Source organism: Thalassotalea nanhaiensis (assembly GCF_031583575.1).
Classification (GTDB): Bacteria; Pseudomonadota; Gammaproteobacteria; order Enterobacterales; family Alteromonadaceae; genus Thalassotalea_A; species Thalassotalea_A nanhaiensis.
This window is the reverse complement of sequence record NZ_CP134146.1, coordinates 738,327-754,972: the sequence shown is the minus strand read 5'-3', so window position 1 is coordinate 754,972 and position 16,646 is coordinate 738,327. Positions and strand designations below refer to the sequence as shown.

Here is a 16,646-nt window from a genome sequence, read left to right as displayed (position 1 = left end):
TTGGTATATTCAGAATTAGTTGCGATAATTCAGCATATATTTATTTATCACATGGATCATTATGAAACTTTTAGTTCGTAACCTATCACGCTCAACAACCGAACAAGAAATTCGTCAGCTATTTACTGCCCATGGCTACGTTACTGAATGTACTTTAGTATTAGATCAAGCAACAGGAAAATCAAAAGGGTTTGCTTTTGTAGAAATGCCTGATGAAAAGGAAGCAGCTGTTGCATTAAAAAGTTTGCACGAAAAAAGAATTGCCAAGAATAAAATTAGAGTAAAAATAGCTCAGTAAAATCAGTTTTATTCAACAGTAGGCTCTGGTTTCAACTAACCTGAGCCAACTAACATTTACTCTATTGCTAAAATTTAACCTTCACAGCCACAGTTATTTTTACAATCAGCTTCAGGCCCATGTTCTTTAAACTCAAAGTCGCAACAGGCTTGAAGTTTAGTTCTTAGCTGTTCCCTACCTCGCTTTATCCGTGATTTTACTGCAGCTAAACTCAACTCATGCTTGTCAGCAATAGCTTGTTGCTTACTCTGTTTCAATTCACTTTCAATCAAGATATCGCTTACTTTGTCAGGTAAATCTGCAATTAATGCTCTGATACATCGATTAAGTTGTTCCTGATCATTGTTATCTTGCTGCGGGGCAATAATAAGCTCTAAATTCTCATCAGTAGTATCAAGACGTTTGACTCGATAATAGTCAATAATTGCATGCCTGCAAATTTGGTATAGCCAAGATTGCAGTTTGTCTGTTGATGATAAATTCTCAATGTTTTTATGAACCTTAATGAACACTTCTTGCAAAATATCTTCTGCGGTAGCGGGATCATTTACTTTACTATTTATAAAATTAAATAGTTGTTGATGAAAATTTTTCCAAATGGTTTCTATCATGTTTTGATCTTTTAGTAGCCACCTATATAGGCGGCTACTACCTTGCATAAATTATCAAAAGTTAACCACAACAACCTTGGCTGGTTGTACATGTGCAGTTACTACATTCGCACTTTGTTTGTTCTGACTGACAAGATGTATTGCAATTACATTGTTGCTCTTTGCAGTAGCATTCACAGTTACAACAATTACATGCTGTTAGTTTGGTTTGATTATCAATATTTGCAGTATTCATATTAGCACCTCTTTAGGCTTTGAAAAAATAGTATGTTCACAACTAAAGACGTACGAAGTTTGAAAAGGATGCATCTTTTTATAATTTATTTAATGCTGTAATAATTCGCCCGACAACTTGTATATACAGATTTTTTATGCGATATTACCTTTCGCTTTTAATTGTATATACAAGTTAAGCAAATTTAAATCTCAAGGAATATGATGACAACGCCTAAATTTACACAAATTAAACAGTTCATTTTTCAACAAATTGAATCAGGAAACTGGGCTGAGCATCAGCGCGTTCCTTCAGAAAATGAATTGGCAGAACAATTTGACGTTTCTCGTATGACTGCTCGCAGAGCATTACAAGAGTTAACCGATGAAGGTGTATTAAATCGCTCGAAAGGCTCTGGAACCTTTGTTTCCAGCTTTAAATCTCAGTCGTCATTGTTAGAAATTCGTAATATTGCCGAAGAAGTAACAGAAGCAGGCCATCATTACTCAGCACGGCTTATCAGCATTGAAAAATTATCAGCCGATGCAGCGATTGCCATCGAGTTGGATATTGCCGCTGGTGATAATGCGTATTTTTCAAAAATTTTGCATATGCAAGATGATCAACCAATTCAGCTAGAGCAGCGTTATGTGAATGCTGCCTTAGTGCCTGATTATATTAATCAAGACTTCTCAGTTATTACTCCGCATGAGTATTTAAGTAAAGAAGCACCGCTTACCGAAGCAACTCATCAAATTGAGGCAGTTTTGAGTGAAGCTACAATTTCTGCGTTGTTGGCCATTAAAGGCGAACAACCATGTTTACAAGTGAAGCGCCGCACCTGGTCATCTCAGGGTGTGGTTAGTTTAGCTATTTTGACTTCACCAGGTGATAAGTATCGCCTTGGTGGACATTTAAAATTTTAAGAGAATATTTAGGAGAACAATGTGACGTTTAAATATGGTGTCGACCGTCTAGAACTTGATATTGTGAACGGCATAGCCGACGGTAGTATCAAGGCAACCCTTTGCCAAGAAGCATTAGATCAAATCAATAAAAGTCGACAAAATGTCGAAAAAATGGCAAGTTCAGATAAGCCTGTATATGGTATAAATACGGGTTTTGGTCCTCTGTGTGATACTCAAATTTCACCTGCAGAAACCCATCTATTACAAAAAAACCTACTCATTACCCACGCAGTAGGTGTAGGTGAGCCAATTGCTAAAGCAATTTCAAAGCTAATGTTGATCACCAAAGTCCATGCCTTAAGTCGTGGTTTTTCAGGTATCCGTCTTGAAGTCGTTGAGCGTATGTTAGCTTTTATCGAACTAGACCTAATTCCTGTTGTTCCAGAGCAAGGATCAGTAGGAGCCTCTGGCGATTTAGCGCCACTTTCTCATTTGTTCTTACCACTTATTGGTGAAGGTGAATTCTGGCAAAGTGAAGAGGGGCAAGACGATAAAATTGTTCCAGCAGCCGAGTTGCTTAAAAAACATGGTTTAGAAATTCTTGATTTGCATGCCAAAGAAGGTTTGGCTCTTATCAATGGTACGCAATTTATTCTATCTCATGCCATCACAGCATTAACCAAAATGCGTTACTTATTGGACTTAGCAGACTTAACAGGTGCCATGAGCATCGAAGGCATGCAAGGCAGTGAATCACCATTTAGAGAAGAGCTTCATCAAACCCGCGCATTTAAAGGCAACTTGGAAGTTGCAGCCCGTATGAGACGCTTTTTTAAAGACTCACAAAATATGGCTGACCACGAAGAGTGTGACCGAGTACAAGACCCTTATTCATTAAGGTGCATTCCGCAGGTTCATGGCGCATCGCGCAATGCTTATTACCATTTAGAAGAGTTGGCTGAAATCGAGATGAACTCGGTAACTGATAACCCAATTGTTATCAGTAGTGAAGAAGCCATTTCTGGCGGTAGCTTCCACGGTCAACCTCTTGCTATGGTGTTAGATTACGCATCAATTGCAGCCGCTGAATTGGGTAATATTGCCGACAGACGTTGTTACTTATTATTGGAAGGCTTGCATGGTTTGCCACGACTGTTAACCAAAGCTGGTGGCTTAAACTCAGGAATGATGATCCCACAATATGCGACAGCGGCCTTAGTAACAGAAAACAAATCTTTGTGTTTCCCACCTTCGGCAGACAGTGTACCTACGTCGATGGGTCAAGAAGATCACGTATCTATGGGTAGCATATCAGGCAGAAAACTTAATCAAATTTTAGGCAATGTAGATAAAATCTTTGCAATTGAATTAATGTATGCCGCTCAGGCAATTGAGTTTAGACGACCAAATAAATGTTCAGATTTGATTGAGAAAAACTTCGCGCTTATCAGAAGCAAAGTCGACAAACTTGAAGAAGACCGACTATTAAAACCTGATATCGATGCCATGATAACACTGGTTAAGTCACAAGCGTTTACAGTTAGCTTTGATCAATAATTAAGGAGCCCGAGATAATGGAAAATGTAATGAATTTTCAACAACAAATTAAGCAAGGCATTCCAAGTGAATTACCTGCAGCTAAACCTTATCCGGTAGATGCTAACCGTGCTCCTAAGCGTAAAGACATTCTTAGTAGCGACGAGAAACAGCTAGCACTTAGAAATGCACTGCGTTACTTCCCAAAAGAATGGCATCAGGAATTAGCAGCAGAGTTTGCTCAGGAATTAAAAGACTTTGGCCGTATTTATATGTATCGCTTCAAGCCTACTTATGAATTAAAGGCACGTTCGGTCTCTGATTACCCAGCTAAATGTGAACAAGCGGCTGCTATCATGTTGATGGTTGATAACAACCTAGACCCTGCTGTGGCACAGCATCCAGAAGAACTTATTACTTATGGCGGCAATGGTGCAGTTTTCCAAAACTGGGCACAATACCTGTTAGCCATGAAGTATTTAAGTGAAATGGAAAGTGACCAAACATTACATTTATATTCTGGTCACCCGATGGGCTTATTCCCATCTTCAAAAGATGCACCACGTGTAGTTGTCACTAATGGCATGATGATCCCTAACTACTCACAGCCTGATGACTGGGAAAAGTTTAACGCCTTAGGTGTTACTCAATACGGGCAGATGACGGCTGGTTCGTTTATGTATATTGGTCCGCAAGGTATTGTTCACGGTACAACAATTACCGTGATGAATGCGTTCCGTAAGGTACTTAATACAGGTGACACATCTGAAGGTAAAATTTTCCTTACCGCAGGTTTAGGCGGCATGAGTGGTGCACAACCAAAAGCCGGCAACATCGCTAAGTGTATTACCGTATGTGCTGAAGTAAACTCGAAAGCCGCAACCAAGCGTCATCAGCAAGGTTGGGTTGATGAACTTATCGATAACATGGATGCGCTTATCACCCGTGTTAAAGAAGCTCAATCGAATAAAGAAGTCGTATCGATTGCTTACATAGGGAATATTGTCGATGTTTGGGAAGCTTTCTACGATCAAGAAATATTTGTTCATTTAGGCTCAGACCAAACCTCATTGCATAACCCTTGGTCAGGCGGTTATTACCCGGTAGACATCAGTTATGAAGAATCGAATCGATTAATTCGTGAAGAGCCAGACTTATTTAAAGTTAAAGTGCAGGAAACATTGAAACGTCATGCCGATGCTGTCAATAAGCATACCGCTCGTGGCACGTACTTCTTCGACTACGGCAACGCCTTCTTACTGGAAGCTTCTCGCGCCGGTGGCGATGTAATGGCTGAAAATGGCATCGACTTTAAATACCCTTCATATGTTCAGGATATTCTTGGACCAATGTGTTTCGACTATGGATTTGGACCATTTCGTTGGGTTTGTGCTTCTGGTAAATCTGAAGATTTGGATAAAACTGATGAGATTGCTGCACAAGTATTAACTAAGATCATGGCAGAGTCGCCTGCTGAGATTCAGCAACAAATGCAAGACAATATCACTTGGATTAAAGACGCCAAGCAAAACAAGTTAGTGGTTGGTTCACAAGCACGAATTCTTTATGCTGATGCACAAGGTCGAATTGAAATAGCAAAAGCATTTAATGATGCCATTAACAGCGGCGAAATTGGCCCTGTGGTATTAGGCCGTGATCACCATGATGTTAGTGGTACAGACTCACCGTTCCGCGAAACATCTAACATTTATGATGGCAGCCGCTTTACTGCAGATATGGCTATTCACAATGTAATTGGTGACAGTTTCCGCGGTGCAACATGGGTTTCAATCCATAATGGCGGTGGTGTTGGCTGGGGTGAAGTGACCAACGGTGGTTTTGGCATGTTACTCGATGGCACCATTGATTCCGAACGTAGACTTAAATCTATGTTGTTGTTTGATGTAAACAACGGTATTGCCAGACGCAGTTGGGCACGAAATGAAGAAGCTAACTTTGCGATTAAACGAGAAATGGCAAGAACGCCTAAGCTAAAAGTTACCCTAGCTAACTTAGTTGATGACGATATTTTAAATAATTTATCGCTGTAAGCTGAAGAAACTAGAAACTAGAAACTAGAAACTAAAATTGTAAGCCGAAGGTGTAATAACATCTTCGGCTTTTCTTTATTTAAAATAAAAACAGTGCCGAGATCATATTGTTTAGCATGTGTACGGCAATACAATATTTAAGGTTATTGGTTTTTAAACGAATAAAAGATAGCAGCAGCGACAGTACAAATAAGTCGGCCAATACAATACCTTCATATTGAGTATGAATAAGGGTGAAAATAATCGCAGTCACAACAACTGCTCCAGACTTTCTTAAACGAGTTCGCTCTATTTTAGAAAAGATAAAACCACGAAATACCAGCTCTTCAAAAATAGGTGCAATAATGCATACCGACAATATACTCAGCCAGCCATAATCAATCGTATCCCTCATGTCTAACATCCACTCGGGTATGCGTACATCGAGTAAAATATTAATTAAGTAACTCAACACTATGTATACAAAAGTGAGTATTAACCAAGGTTTAAACTCGTTAAAATTGAACGAGCTTTGCAATCCAAAAAAGTTAAGCCGTTGCTTTACCGACAAGGTTTTTGTGCCATACGCCAACAGTGGCAATGTAACAAGCGCCATTAAAATTGAAAAAACCGTCGTTACATCGCCATCGGTTAACCAAGCGGTTGTATCCATTATTTGCGGACTCGACTCAGCATACATCACAATAGCTACGCTTAAAAATATGGTCGGCACATACAAAACCATGATCCATATAACCGCATGCGAAAGCGGTTCATAGGAATGTAATGATGGTATATTTTCAGGTTCAGACAATTGAAACCCCTTCTGCAAAGCAAAAAACATGATATGAATTATATATTTAATCTAGCATGACTCTGTCAAAATTAATTATCTTTAAAAATACTTTTTTACATTTAACAGACGCCCTCTTGACATAATATGTCGCAATTCAATAAAAATGTTGCTATATTGATTAACGACTCATTAACAGATGAGTCGTTATTTTTGAAGAGGTACCTTATGGATTTTAGTAATGATGTTTTTGCTTGGGGCTGTGTTGGCATTGTGTTGATGCTGGCTGAATTAGTTATTCCTGGCGGTATTGTTGTGTTTCTTGGTACCTCAGCATTAGCCGTAGCACTAACCCTGCAATTTGGCATTATTACCAGTTGGATGCATGCCTTTACCTTATGGTTCATCCTTTCAATGGTATTACTTATTGTTTTTAGAAACGTTGGCCAAAAGATGGTTGGCGGTGACAGCCGAATTGAAAATACCGACGAAAATTTGGATGTATTTGGCTATGAAGTCGATGTTATTGAAACGATTGGCCCTGGTAATAAGAAAGGTCGAATTGTGTTTCAAGGTACAAATTGGACAGCGCTGGGCGATGGCAGCGAAATTAAGTCTGGCGAAAAAGTTAAAATTGTTTGCCGAGAAAACATATCTTACGTAGTCGAAAAATTATCATAAAAAATTCCAACTACATTATTTTAATAGAAGCTAAATAAACGTAGAAATAGGCGTAGGCCTTAATTTCTAGCTAAGGAGAGTCATGTGTTTGCAGTATTAACTTTTGTCTTGTTAGGCATATTATTTATTTTATATAAGCTGGTGCTTATTGTTGAAATGCGCGAAGTATGCGTTATCGAACGACTAGGAAAATTTAGAGCAGTAATGCACCCAGGTTTGCATTTTTTAATTCCATTTTTTGACCGTGTCGCCTATCGACATGAAACTCGTGAACAGGTATTGGATATACCGGCACAAAGCTGTATTTCCAAAGATAACATTCAAATTGATGTAGATGGTTTAGTTTACATAAAAGTAATGGATGGCGCGAAAGCCAGTTACGGTATTGAAGACTACCGCCGAGCCAGTGTTAACTTAGCCCAAACAACAATGCGTAGTGAAATTGGTAAATTAAGTTTAAGCCAAACGTTTTCAGAACGTGACACACTAAACGAAACCATTGTTAGCGAAATCGATAAAGCCTCTGATCCTTGGGGTATAAAAGTGCTCCGTTATGAAGTGCGTAACATTACTCCATCATTGAATGTAATTCACACCCTTGAAAAACAGATGGAAGCTGAGCGTAACAAGCGTGCAGAAATAACTCTTGCCAATGCCGCTCGTGACTCAATGATTAATTTATCAGAAGGCGATCGCCAAGAAGCAATCAACCTGTCTGAAGGTGATAAACAAAAACAAATTAATGAGGCAGAAGGTCGCGCTAGAGAAATTGAAATTATCGCTGATGCTACGGCGCAAGGGATCAGTTTAATTGCTGAAGCTGCCAATCAACCATGTGGTGATGACGCGATTAAAATGCGCTTAATGGAAGAGTATATCCAACAAGTTGGTGACGTATTAAATACTGCCGATGTTTCTATTTTACCAAGCGAGATCGCTAAGTTGGAAGGTTTCTTCGAAGGCATGGATAAAGTAACCGCAACAGCACAAGGAGCTAAATAATGGAATTTTTAAATAACTATGCACCCGCCGATTTAATTGTCTTAATCGTTTGGGGCGCGATATTTTTAACCTTTATCGTTAAATTATTTCAATCAATTTGCTTAGTCCCTACTAAATCAGCCTATGTGGTAGAGCGTTTAGGGAAATATCATAAAACTCTCGATGCTGGATTTCATGCCTTGCTACCATTTATTGACCGAGTTGCATACATTCAGGATTTAAAAGAAGAAACTATCGATGTGCCGCCACAAGAGTGTTTCTCAAAAGATGAAGTAAATGTTGAAGTTGACGGGGTTATTTATATTTCGGTCACTGAACCAATTAGATCCAGCTACGGTATTGTCGATTATCGATTCGCAGCAATGCAATTAGCACAAACAACAACCCGCTCTGTAATAGGCACGTTAGATTTAGACCGTACCTTTGAAGAACGTGACTTAATTAGTGCTAAAGTTGTGGATGTATTGGATAAAGCCGGTGAGGCTTGGGGTATTAGAGTACACCGTTATGAAATTAAAAATATAACGCCACCACAAACAGTGCGTCTAGCTATGGAAATGCAAGTGAATGCTGAACGTGAGCGCCGCGCAATTATGGCAAAAAGTGAAGGTGACAAACAAAGTGTTATCAACCGCTCAGAAGGTATTAAACGTGAAACAATTAACATTTCTGAAGGTGAAAAACAGCGTCGTATTAACGCTGCAGAAGGTAAAGCCTCAGAAATTTTATCGTTAGCAAAAGCAACCGCTGAGTCGATTAAAAAAGTGGCCAATGTGATTAACCAGGAAGGTGGTCAAAAAGCCCTGGAAATGCAACTAAGTGAACAGTACTTAAAGCAAATGAAAGGGCTGAGTAAAGAAAGCCGTAAGGTTATACTTCCTGCCAACTTACTAGACTACCAACAGTGGATGAACACTATGGGTCTTGCAAATGTGAATAAAAACAAGGTATAACTATATTAAGCGAGTACAATTTTAATTGTTAGCATAGCTTTAATAACTGATTAGTTATGTCTCGCCATGAGATTCTAAGCACCTAGCCTTAGGTGCTTTTATTATTAATACAGTTAAAATAAGGTGCTTCATGGATAGAATAAAAGACACTCAAAAACTAATCACTGAGCTATATGACGAATATGTAGCCTCGTTGAAAATAACACCTAAGCCTATAGATTTTAATGATATTAAATCGATAGAAAAGGTATTTGAGTCTATTTATATCGGTAATTCAAAGGCGACTTTGAACCGCACTCCTTACCCGCAAAAACTATCATCGAAGTTAAGAGAAGCATTTGCTGACTTATTGTTATTGATGGATGGCGTTGATTTAAATCTCGCAAAAGAAAAACAAGAAGACGCCACAAGCCAGTAACCGACATAAATTTATCAAAGTTACTTTCCGGCCAGTTTTGCTAATAAAAACTGCCAAGCATCGTCATTAAAACAACGTTTTGAAATATAGCTATTGCCAGCTTTTATAGTCATTAACACGATGCCTTTTTCGGTTTCTTGGTAAGTGTTAATGTCTGACCAAGCTAATAGTTGTTTAGCAAAATCTGACTCAATATTAATACCGTCGTCGCTAAGCATTATCGTAACCTCATTACCTGCAGCTTTACTAAGCATTTGTCTGGTAACCCACCAGCCTTTAGCAAACTTAACACTAAGTGCATCAACAAACGCCAGAATAAAAAAGAACATACCAAGATGAGCACTTAGCCCTTCAATTTGGCTCCAGTAAAAAAACAAGCCAAGAACAAACAGGGCCAATGCTTTTAAGTAGCGCTTATTTGTTTTTGGCTGTAATGAACTTGATTGTTCAAAACATTCTCTAAAATGACGCTTGCTTAGGGTAAATTTACTTTCAAAGTTCATAATATCTTCTGTTATTTAGAAATTTTATTGTTAACGATATTTAATACCCATAACAAAATACAACTGCACATCACTATACTTAAGTGTACGGCAACAGTGCTAATTTTCAGGTTTTCTTGCCATAAAAAAACCGGTCCCTTAATAGTTATTACGAACAAATCTAATAAGGTAATATGGATAAAAATAATAATAAAAAACTGCAGTAATTTTTTCGCAGTTAATGGGCTTTGCTTTAACAAATACTTAATCCAAGTTAGTTTTATTTTCTAGACAAGTCAGTATATCAGGATACTTAAATTGATATTGTAAATTGCCAATATATATACTGTTAACCAGTTTACCATTCTGTTCTTCTTGTTCACTAAAGCATGGCGCAGGCATTCCTAAATTAGTGAATGCTTTCTGGTAAAAATCACGTCGTTTAGGATGTGATGGCGCGACACAATTAAATATATTGGTTGGGTTATTCAATGTTTTTGTACGTTTAAAGCACTCAAACAACTGACAAATAATACCAATAACATCGTCTCGGTGAATAAAATTAATCACCGACTCAGGGTTAGGTATGGATCGGTTGTTTTTGAAAAATCGCCCCGGTTGGCGATCATAACCCATTAAACCACCCAACCTTAAAACCGTTTTGTTTGCACATTGGCTGGTTAATACTGTTTGTTCAGCTTGGTGCATTATTTCAACTTTTGCACTGCTAAAATTTAACTCTGACTGTTCACACACTTCACCAGCCAAACCATTGTAAACGGCTGTTGAGCTTAATAGGGTGATGCTTTTTACATAACTTTTCGCTAGCTCCGCTTTACGCACTATTGCCGACACTTTTGCTACGTAATCACTCTTGCCATAGCGAATACCCGGAGGGATGCAAATAACAATGTGCTGACATTGAAGTACTGCACAATCACTGTTTATGTCAGGTAACGTTAACCGACAAGTATTAAGCCCTTGTTGTTTGAGCTTATCTTCACTGTCTTGGCTTGTCGCGCTAGCAATTACCCTTACACCTTTTTCTTGCAATTTTAATGCTAACGGCAGACCAAGCCAGCCTGCGCCAATAATACCAACACTATCATTGTTACTCGTTTGCTCAGTCAATTAACTTTCCTTGCCCTGTTGCACTGGCTTAGCAGGCGGTAACACAACATATTTGCCATTAAATGTAGCAACGACTGTATCACCATCACACACATCAACCTTTACTTGTATACGTGCTCTGCGCCCTTTACCTAACACTTCAACACTACCAGATGTAAATTCCTGCTGTACTTTTGCAAGAGGCTGACCATGTAACGGTTGCTTATAGCGGATGTCTGCATCGGCAAGCACGATATCGCCCTGTAGTTGCTGTTGTTTTACCAGTAAGTGTACCCAGCCCCACCCCGTCAAAGTAGCCAAGGTATAAATACTCCCGGCAAACATTGTATTGTGCAGGTTAATGTTTGCTTCTCGATTTGCGCAAACGGTAAATTGTTTATTAACTAGGGAAGCCGGATGTATCAGCATGTGTTTAGACACAGGGATAGTGCTATGCCAAACCCCCTCAAGTTCAGCTAACCAAGGCGTGAATTGATTATTAATTGGCTGTAATGTTTTGCTCATGGCAAAGTGCTTTACTTCACTATATAAAGTATGTGCTTCATCATGCAACTGGTAATCACAGGCTTTATAAAAATTTAACGCCACTTCTCTGGCATTAAGTTCAATGGTTTTAACTCCCTGAACTGCCGCTTCATGTTCAAGGGCATTGAGTATCATTTTACCCAGCCCTTGGCCCTGATATTTATCGCTTACCGCCATAAATCGAATTTGTGCAACAAAACAGCTGGTTTTGTGAAAGCGCCCTACCGCAACAACATTACCACATTGATCAACCACCATGCGGTGCACAGATTGGTTTTCAAGTTCGTCTACTTCTGAGCCCTTTGGCTGACCCCAAGGCTGTCTTAATTGCTGAAATCTAAGTTGATGATACCCTTGATAATCATCTTCACTGGTCGGTTGCTTAACCGTAAATATATATTCTGACATGCTTATACTACTGATGATTTAACTGGTTAGAGTGAATGTAACGGGGCCATCGTTTGTTAATGTCACCTGCATATCGGCGCCAAAAACTCCGGTTGGTACTTTAAAGCCAAGCTCTCTTAATTGCTGGCAAAAGTATTCATACAACTCTTTTCCCAAACCAGGCTCTGCTGACCCAGAAAAACTTGGTCTTTTACCACGCTTGGTATCTGCGGCTAAGGTAAATTGTGAAATTACTAATAAATCGCCAGCCACTTGGCCAACATCTAAATTCATTTTCCCTTGCTCATCTTCAAACATTCGATAGGTAGCAACTTTTTGCGCGAGACGTTTTGCTTTGGCAGCGTCATCGCCTTTTTCAACACCTAACAGCACCATTAAACCTTTGTCTATTTGACCATTAATTTTGCCATCAATAGAAACATGAGCATGGCTTACTCTTTGTACTAACGCGATCATAAATTATTCTTAGATTTTATTTGGATTCGATAAATGCGGCCATTTTATCAGAAGCCTGACAAATGGCATCAATTATTGCTACTTCAAAGCCGCTATGACCAGATTTTGGAATAATTTGCAGTTGTGCATTTGGCCAGTGTTGGGCGAGGATATAAGCTTGTTTAAGTTGGCAAACCATATCGTAACGTCCGTGAATAATAAAGGCTGGAATGTGGGTTATTTTGGCAATATTTTTAATAATAAAATCAGGCTCAAAAAAGCACTGATTAATGAAGTAATGATTTTCTAAACAGGCCATTGCGATGGCACCATGCGTCTCATCGGTCCCGGTCAACTCAGCCTTATCAATTTGTAGTGCTGATATTCGAGTTTCCCATAATGTCCATGCCTTTGCCGCTGCAATTCTAGCGATTTCATTATCGGAGGTTAGCAGTTTATGGAATGTTTTAACTGGCTCGCTAAAGTGCTGATGCTTGATTGGTGCAATAAAGTCTTGATAGTGATCCGGGTAGATTGCGCCAGCGCCGTCTTTACCGTAAAGCCAAGCTGTTTCTTCATCGGTACCTAAAAAGATACCGCGCAAGATAAAACCTGTGACTCTCTCACTATGTTTAATACCATAAGCCAAGCCCAATGTTGTTCCCCATGAGCCTCCGGCAACCAACCACTTGGTAATGGAAAAATACTCACGAATTTCTTCTATATCATCAATTAAATCCCAAGTAGTGTTGTTACTCGTGCTTGCATGGGGAGTAGATTTTCCACATCCACGTTGATCAAAGATGATTATTCTATACTTTTCAGGATTGAAATAACGACGATGATCGCTACTACTGCCACCACCAGGACCACCATGTAAGTACAACACAGGGATCCCGTCAGGGTTACCACTTTCTTCAACATAAATTTTATGTTCACCAATGCTAAGGTATTGTGTTTGGTTAGGCTTTATTTTGGGGTATAAGCTATGCAACGAGATTTTCCTGATAATAATTTAACGCTAATTAATTTTAGCTGATTTATGCTTTGTAGCACTAATTTCTTGTAGGCAAGCCGTTACTTCGGCGCCAATAAATACAATTAGCCACGATAAATACACCCAAATAAACAAAATAGGAATAATCGCTAAAGCGCCATATATTGCTTCATATGTAGGCAACTTAGTAACAAATATAGCGAAACCTTTTTTTGCCAGTTCAAATAGCACCGTTGCTGACACGGCACCAATGAATGCATGTTTAAACCTAACCGCCGTATTCGGTACCAACATATACAAAACTAAAAAACCCGACAATGATGCAACAAATGGCAAAGCCCTAAGTAATAAATTATTTAAACTAGACGCATCAACTCCACTACTAGAAACAAGAGAAATAATATAAGACGTAGCAATTATACTGATACCTATCAGAACTGGACCTAAGGTAAGTATCATCCAGTAAACAGCGAACGAAGTGATACGTTTGCGACGAGTATGAATACGCCAAATTCGATTTAAGGACTTATCCACAGTCGATATAAGCAACATGGCAAGGATGAAGAGGAAAAATATTTCCACACCGGGCATTTGTGAAGCATTAGTCACAAAACCATCTATTTGGTCTTGTATTTGCTCTGAAGCGGTAGGCACAAAATTGCTAAAGATGAAGCTTTCTATATCATTATGAATTTCACCAAATATCGGAAATGCAGTGACGATGGAAAACATCACTAAAATTAACGGTACCAATGACATTAAAGTCACATACGACAAATAGCCTGCAGATACTTGTATTTGATCATGTTTACAACGTTTAACGTAATGTTGAGCAAACCGTATTACCGGTATCACTTTTGGGTAACGTGCAATAATTTGTGACAATTTCATTAATTATTCTATGGTTTTCTTAGTGTTATATTAACTATACTAGATATATAAGTTTTAACTAGATAAATAATGTGGAGTAAAAAATGGCAAGACCGGGATCAGGTGGCAATGTATTGGCCGCAATTTGTTGTATTTTTATCCCTGGTTTAGGGCAGTTAGTGCAAGGCCGAATTATGGCAGCATTATTGTTCTTTGTGGTGAGTGGCGTTTTATATTTCAGTTTTATTTTGTGGATTGCTGGAGCTTTTGTTCACCTTTGGTCAATTATTGATGCTGCAAGGTACAGAAGCTTATCAGGATTATTAGAGTAAGCGTCAAATCGCTTACTCATTAATTTGCATAATTTAAAATAATCGTTTGTAGCCAATGGTTAATACGAAGTCATCGTTGTCTGGACCACTGATATTGAATTTAGTCCCTACTGAATAAACGTCTTTATTAGGCATAACCTTACCAAAGCTTAAAAAGGCATTCATAATTTCATCTTTGGCTTCATATCGATAAGTAAAAGGTAAACCTAAAGACACATAACTTAAATATTCTGCCATCGGTTGATAGGCAATTAATGGTACCAAACTAAATGAATTTAAATCTTTAGCATGATCTTCATAAAACTTTAATGAAGCAATATTAGCAATCATCCAAGTACCATGTCGCCAAGCAGTAAATACCCCTGCACTTACGTTGTGGCTTCCTTCACCAAGCTCATCATCGCTAGCTGTATCTAGAGTAATACCTCCACCGGCCATAACTGAAAAAGACGGGCTTACATACACTGAGCGGCGAATGTTGAAACCTACATCACCAATACCATTTTGATCACTACCCTCAGGTAACTTTGCTGATGATAACGGAACCTCCATACCTGCTATGGTTTTACTATCCAGGTCAGTATCTAACTTTAAAATCCCACTATGGCGTTCAGTGCCTGTTTTTTGCTCCAAATAGGTATAGTTAAATTCTATTCGGCCAATAACTTCTGTTGGATCTAGACCGGTCCCTTTAGCTGCCAACTGCTGAGCTGCAAGCTTTTCTTGCTGTTGTCTTTCAGCAAGTTTCTGCCCTGCTTGTGTTCCTACATCCACAGTTTTATCAGTTGCTTGGCAATGTAAACTGACGAGAAAAAACATTGGGCATAGGGCGTTTAAAAGAGGTTTCATAGAATAATTAATTGGATAGTGTTAGTAAGAAGTGTATACCAAAATATTTTACAAACCTAATTGCATTTACAAAGTGATTAAACTTCTTCATCCTTGAAGTACAAATCTAGTTCCATTTTCAACATGGAGGTTGCGTATGCCACGATCACAGGATGTGATGGAGTGGTCCCAGGTAATTTATACAGGGAAGTATTATATGCCTTGGATACAGGATGTATGGAAAGGCGTTGCATTCCATCATCCTTGAAGTAAACCCTCCTTTTCCCCCATCCATGGTACAGGAGGATAAGCACTTCCATGTGCAGTTACAAATCTAGTGCCATCCCTGGCGATTTGCATTCCATCATCCTTGAAGTAAAAAAAAGCCGAGTATATAACTCGGCTTTTCAAAGATTTAATTAGCTGAAATTTAAACTAATTTTAATACTGCAACTAATACAGCAGTTAATACTAAGCTTGAAGTAATAACACCTTTAACGGTAGTCATAGTACCTTGCTTACCAACAATTGCATTTACTTCTAATACAGCAACAATCGCTAAAGCAACCCACATTGCTGTAGAACCCCAACCTAAACCGTAACCACCAAAGTGTGGACCAGCCATCATGAAGAATGCCATAGGGCCAGAGAATAATGTATTAGTACGAGATGCTAAAAGAGCTTTAGCGCCAGCAGCAGGACCGTCACCTTCAACCATACCTAAAGCAATTTTTTGGTTTGGCCAGATAATTAACCAAACGTTTAAAAACATTAATGTACCCATAACAGCACCAACAATGATGTAATCATTTAATACATTCATTTTGGTAACGCCCATTAGTAACACTAAACCAGTTAGTAAAGTGAACATTGCGCCCCAACGGAACCACCAAAGAGCAGCAGGTGCTAAATGTTTTTTCGCATCAGCTAATGCTTCTGGAGTAGCTTGCTTAAAGTAGCCACCTTGAATAAAGTTAAAGTAGTATAAAAGTCCTATCCAAGTCATACCGAATAGTAAGTGGCCCCAGCGAGCCAAGAAATTAATAATTTCCATGATGTCCATAATTCACCCTTAATAATGATGTTAATGAATAAGTTCGCTTCCATTCATATTAAGTTGAAATGCGTCTTATTCTTATTGTTTTTACCACCGTCAAAAATACCCTTAAAGTAGTAAATAAGCAACTTTTTACG

Annotated in this window: 19 protein-coding genes; 9 read left to right on the top strand and 10 right to left on the bottom strand. The window is 38.7% G+C overall.

Annotated elements, in window-relative coordinates:
* Positions 1-61: 61 nt before the first annotated feature.
* Complete coding sequence (locus RI845_RS03410; protein ID WP_348388357.1) at positions 62-298, top strand: RNA recognition motif domain-containing protein; 237 nt, start codon at positions 62-64, stop codon at positions 296-298.
* Positions 299-372: 74 nt separating this feature from the next.
* Here RI845_RS03410 and sigZ read toward each other — a convergent pair whose 3' ends face one another.
* Entirely contained in the window at positions 373-909 is a 537-nt protein-coding gene (gene sigZ, locus RI845_RS03405) for an RNA polymerase sigma factor SigZ (protein ID WP_348388356.1), read from the bottom strand.
* Between the two features lie 438 nt (positions 910-1,347).
* On the opposite strand from sigZ, the gene hutC reads away from it, so the two are divergent.
* Genes hutC through RI845_RS03390 form a run of 3 tightly spaced genes read left to right on the top strand, consistent with a single transcriptional unit; the run spans position 1,348 to position 5,618 of the window.
* Positions 1,348-2,049: a histidine utilization repressor gene (gene hutC / locus RI845_RS03400; protein WP_348388355.1), complete on the top strand. Its 702-nt coding sequence runs from the start codon at positions 1,348-1,350 to the stop codon at positions 2,047-2,049.
* Between the two features lie 21 nt (positions 2,050-2,070).
* Positions 2,071-3,588: a histidine ammonia-lyase gene (gene hutH / locus RI845_RS03395; protein ID WP_348388354.1), complete on the top strand. Its 1,518-nt coding sequence runs from the start codon at positions 2,071-2,073 to the stop codon at positions 3,586-3,588.
* A 29-nt stretch (positions 3,589-3,617) separates the two neighbouring features.
* Positions 3,618-5,618, top strand: coding sequence for a urocanate hydratase (locus RI845_RS03390; RefSeq protein ID WP_348388353.1), 2,001 nt, complete (start codon positions 3,618-3,620; stop codon positions 5,616-5,618).
* A 79-nt stretch (positions 5,619-5,697) separates the two neighbouring features.
* Here the strand turns inward: RI845_RS03390 and RI845_RS03385 are convergent, their stop codons facing one another.
* The gene (locus tag RI845_RS03385; protein WP_348388352.1) at positions 5,698-6,411 is read right to left on the bottom strand and encodes a CPBP family intramembrane glutamic endopeptidase; all 714 of its coding nucleotides are present in this window, start codon (positions 6,409-6,411) and stop codon (positions 5,698-5,700) included.
* Between the two features lie 207 nt (positions 6,412-6,618).
* Between RI845_RS03385 and RI845_RS03380 the strand changes: the two genes are divergently transcribed.
* The 4 genes from RI845_RS03380 to RI845_RS03365 all read left to right on the top strand — a co-directional run bounded on the left by RI845_RS03380 (position 6,619) and on the right by RI845_RS03365 (position 9,444).
* Positions 6,619-7,071, top strand: a complete 453-nt coding sequence (locus tag RI845_RS03380) for an NfeD family protein (RefSeq protein ID WP_348388351.1) — start codon at positions 6,619-6,621, stop codon at positions 7,069-7,071.
* Positions 7,072-7,155: 84 nt separating this feature from the next.
* Positions 7,156-8,073, top strand: a complete 918-nt coding sequence (locus tag RI845_RS03375) for an SPFH domain-containing protein (protein ID WP_348388350.1) — start codon at positions 7,156-7,158, stop codon at positions 8,071-8,073.
* Complete coding sequence (locus tag RI845_RS03370) at positions 8,073-9,026, top strand: SPFH domain-containing protein (RefSeq protein WP_348388349.1); 954 nt, start codon at positions 8,073-8,075, stop codon at positions 9,024-9,026. Before RI845_RS03375 ends, RI845_RS03370 begins: the two co-directional genes overlap by 1 nt.
* Positions 9,027-9,156: 130 nt before the next feature.
* Positions 9,157-9,444 carry a hypothetical protein gene (locus RI845_RS03365; protein WP_348388348.1) on the top strand — a complete coding sequence of 96 codons (288 nt, stop codon included), beginning with the start codon at positions 9,157-9,159 and terminating at the stop codon, positions 9,442-9,444.
* A 20-nt stretch (positions 9,445-9,464) separates the two neighbouring features.
* Here RI845_RS03365 and RI845_RS03360 read toward each other — a convergent pair whose 3' ends face one another.
* The 6 genes from RI845_RS03360 to RI845_RS03335 all read right to left on the bottom strand — a co-directional run bounded on the left by RI845_RS03360 (position 9,465) and on the right by RI845_RS03335 (position 14,313).
* Entirely contained in the window at positions 9,465-9,947 is a 483-nt protein-coding gene (locus RI845_RS03360; RefSeq protein ID WP_348388347.1) for a YcxB family protein, read from the bottom strand.
* A gap of 243 nt (positions 9,948-10,190) precedes the next feature.
* Positions 10,191-11,057 (bottom strand): NAD(P)-binding domain-containing protein, encoded by an 867-nt coding sequence (locus tag RI845_RS03355; protein WP_348388346.1) that lies wholly within the window; start codon positions 11,055-11,057, stop codon positions 10,191-10,193.
* A complete protein-coding gene (locus RI845_RS03350; RefSeq protein ID WP_348388345.1) occupies positions 11,058-11,990 on the bottom strand; it encodes a bifunctional GNAT family N-acetyltransferase/hotdog fold thioesterase in 933 nt (310 codons plus the stop codon).
* An 18-nt stretch (positions 11,991-12,008) separates the two neighbouring features.
* A complete protein-coding gene (gene dtd, locus RI845_RS03345) occupies positions 12,009-12,446 on the bottom strand; it encodes a D-aminoacyl-tRNA deacylase (protein WP_348388344.1) in 438 nt (145 codons plus the stop codon).
* A 16-nt stretch (positions 12,447-12,462) separates the two neighbouring features.
* Positions 12,463-13,419, bottom strand: a complete 957-nt coding sequence (gene pip, locus RI845_RS03340) for a prolyl aminopeptidase (RefSeq protein WP_348388343.1) — start codon at positions 13,417-13,419, stop codon at positions 12,463-12,465.
* A gap of 27 nt (positions 13,420-13,446) precedes the next feature.
* Positions 13,447-14,313, bottom strand: a complete 867-nt coding sequence (locus RI845_RS03335; protein ID WP_348388342.1) for a virulence factor BrkB family protein — start codon at positions 14,311-14,313, stop codon at positions 13,447-13,449.
* Between the two features lie 83 nt (positions 14,314-14,396).
* Here RI845_RS03335 and RI845_RS03330 point away from each other — a divergent pair, with 83 nt between their 5' ends.
* The gene (locus tag RI845_RS03330; RefSeq protein ID WP_348388341.1) at positions 14,397-14,624 is read left to right on the top strand and encodes a hypothetical protein; all 228 of its coding nucleotides are present in this window, start codon (positions 14,397-14,399) and stop codon (positions 14,622-14,624) included.
* Between the two features lie 33 nt (positions 14,625-14,657).
* On the opposite strand, the gene RI845_RS03325 is transcribed toward RI845_RS03330, so the two are convergent.
* Together RI845_RS03325 and RI845_RS03320 are read right to left on the bottom strand one after the other, a co-directional pair.
* The gene (locus RI845_RS03325; protein WP_348388340.1) at positions 14,658-15,473 is read right to left on the bottom strand and encodes a hypothetical protein; all 816 of its coding nucleotides are present in this window, start codon (positions 15,471-15,473) and stop codon (positions 14,658-14,660) included.
* Between the two features lie 409 nt (positions 15,474-15,882).
* A complete protein-coding gene (locus tag RI845_RS03320; protein WP_348388339.1) occupies positions 15,883-16,515 on the bottom strand; it encodes a urate hydroxylase PuuD in 633 nt (210 codons plus the stop codon).
* Between the last annotated feature and the right edge of the window lie 131 nt (positions 16,516-16,646).

What these genes read in the sequence shown, in the direction of transcription:
- RI845_RS03410 (WP_348388357.1), top strand. Translation starts at nt 62, where the DNA reads ATGAAACTTTTAGTTCGTAACCTATCACGCTCAACAACCGAACAAGAA.
- sigZ (WP_348388356.1), bottom strand. Translation starts at nt 909, where the DNA reads ATGATAGAAACCATTTGGAAAAATTTTCATCAACAACTATTTAATTTT.
- hutC (WP_348388355.1), top strand. Translation starts at nt 1,348, where the DNA reads ATGACAACGCCTAAATTTACACAAATTAAACAGTTCATTTTTCAACAA.
- RI845_RS03390 (WP_348388353.1), top strand. Translation starts at nt 3,618, where the DNA reads ATGAATTTTCAACAACAAATTAAGCAAGGCATTCCAAGTGAATTACCT.
- RI845_RS03380 (WP_348388351.1), top strand. Translation starts at nt 6,619, where the DNA reads ATGGATTTTAGTAATGATGTTTTTGCTTGGGGCTGTGTTGGCATTGTG.
- RI845_RS03370 (WP_348388349.1), top strand. Translation starts at nt 8,073, where the DNA reads ATGGAATTTTTAAATAACTATGCACCCGCCGATTTAATTGTCTTAATC.
- RI845_RS03365 (WP_348388348.1), top strand. Translation starts at nt 9,157, where the DNA reads ATGGATAGAATAAAAGACACTCAAAAACTAATCACTGAGCTATATGAC.
- RI845_RS03360 (WP_348388347.1), bottom strand. Translation starts at nt 9,947, where the DNA reads ATGAACTTTGAAAGTAAATTTACCCTAAGCAAGCGTCATTTTAGAGAA.
- RI845_RS03350 (WP_348388345.1), bottom strand. Translation starts at nt 11,990, where the DNA reads ATGTCAGAATATATATTTACGGTTAAGCAACCGACCAGTGAAGATGAT.
- dtd (WP_348388344.1), bottom strand. Translation starts at nt 12,446, where the DNA reads ATGATCGCGTTAGTACAAAGAGTAAGCCATGCTCATGTTTCTATTGAT.
- RI845_RS03335 (WP_348388342.1), bottom strand. Translation starts at nt 14,313, where the DNA reads ATGAAATTGTCACAAATTATTGCACGTTACCCAAAAGTGATACCGGTA.
- RI845_RS03330 (WP_348388341.1), top strand. Translation starts at nt 14,397, where the DNA reads ATGGCAAGACCGGGATCAGGTGGCAATGTATTGGCCGCAATTTGTTGT.
- RI845_RS03325 (WP_348388340.1), bottom strand. Translation starts at nt 15,473, where the DNA reads ATGAAACCTCTTTTAAACGCCCTATGCCCAATGTTTTTTCTCGTCAGT.
- RI845_RS03320 (WP_348388339.1), bottom strand. Translation starts at nt 16,515, where the DNA reads ATGGACATCATGGAAATTATTAATTTCTTGGCTCGCTGGGGCCACTTA.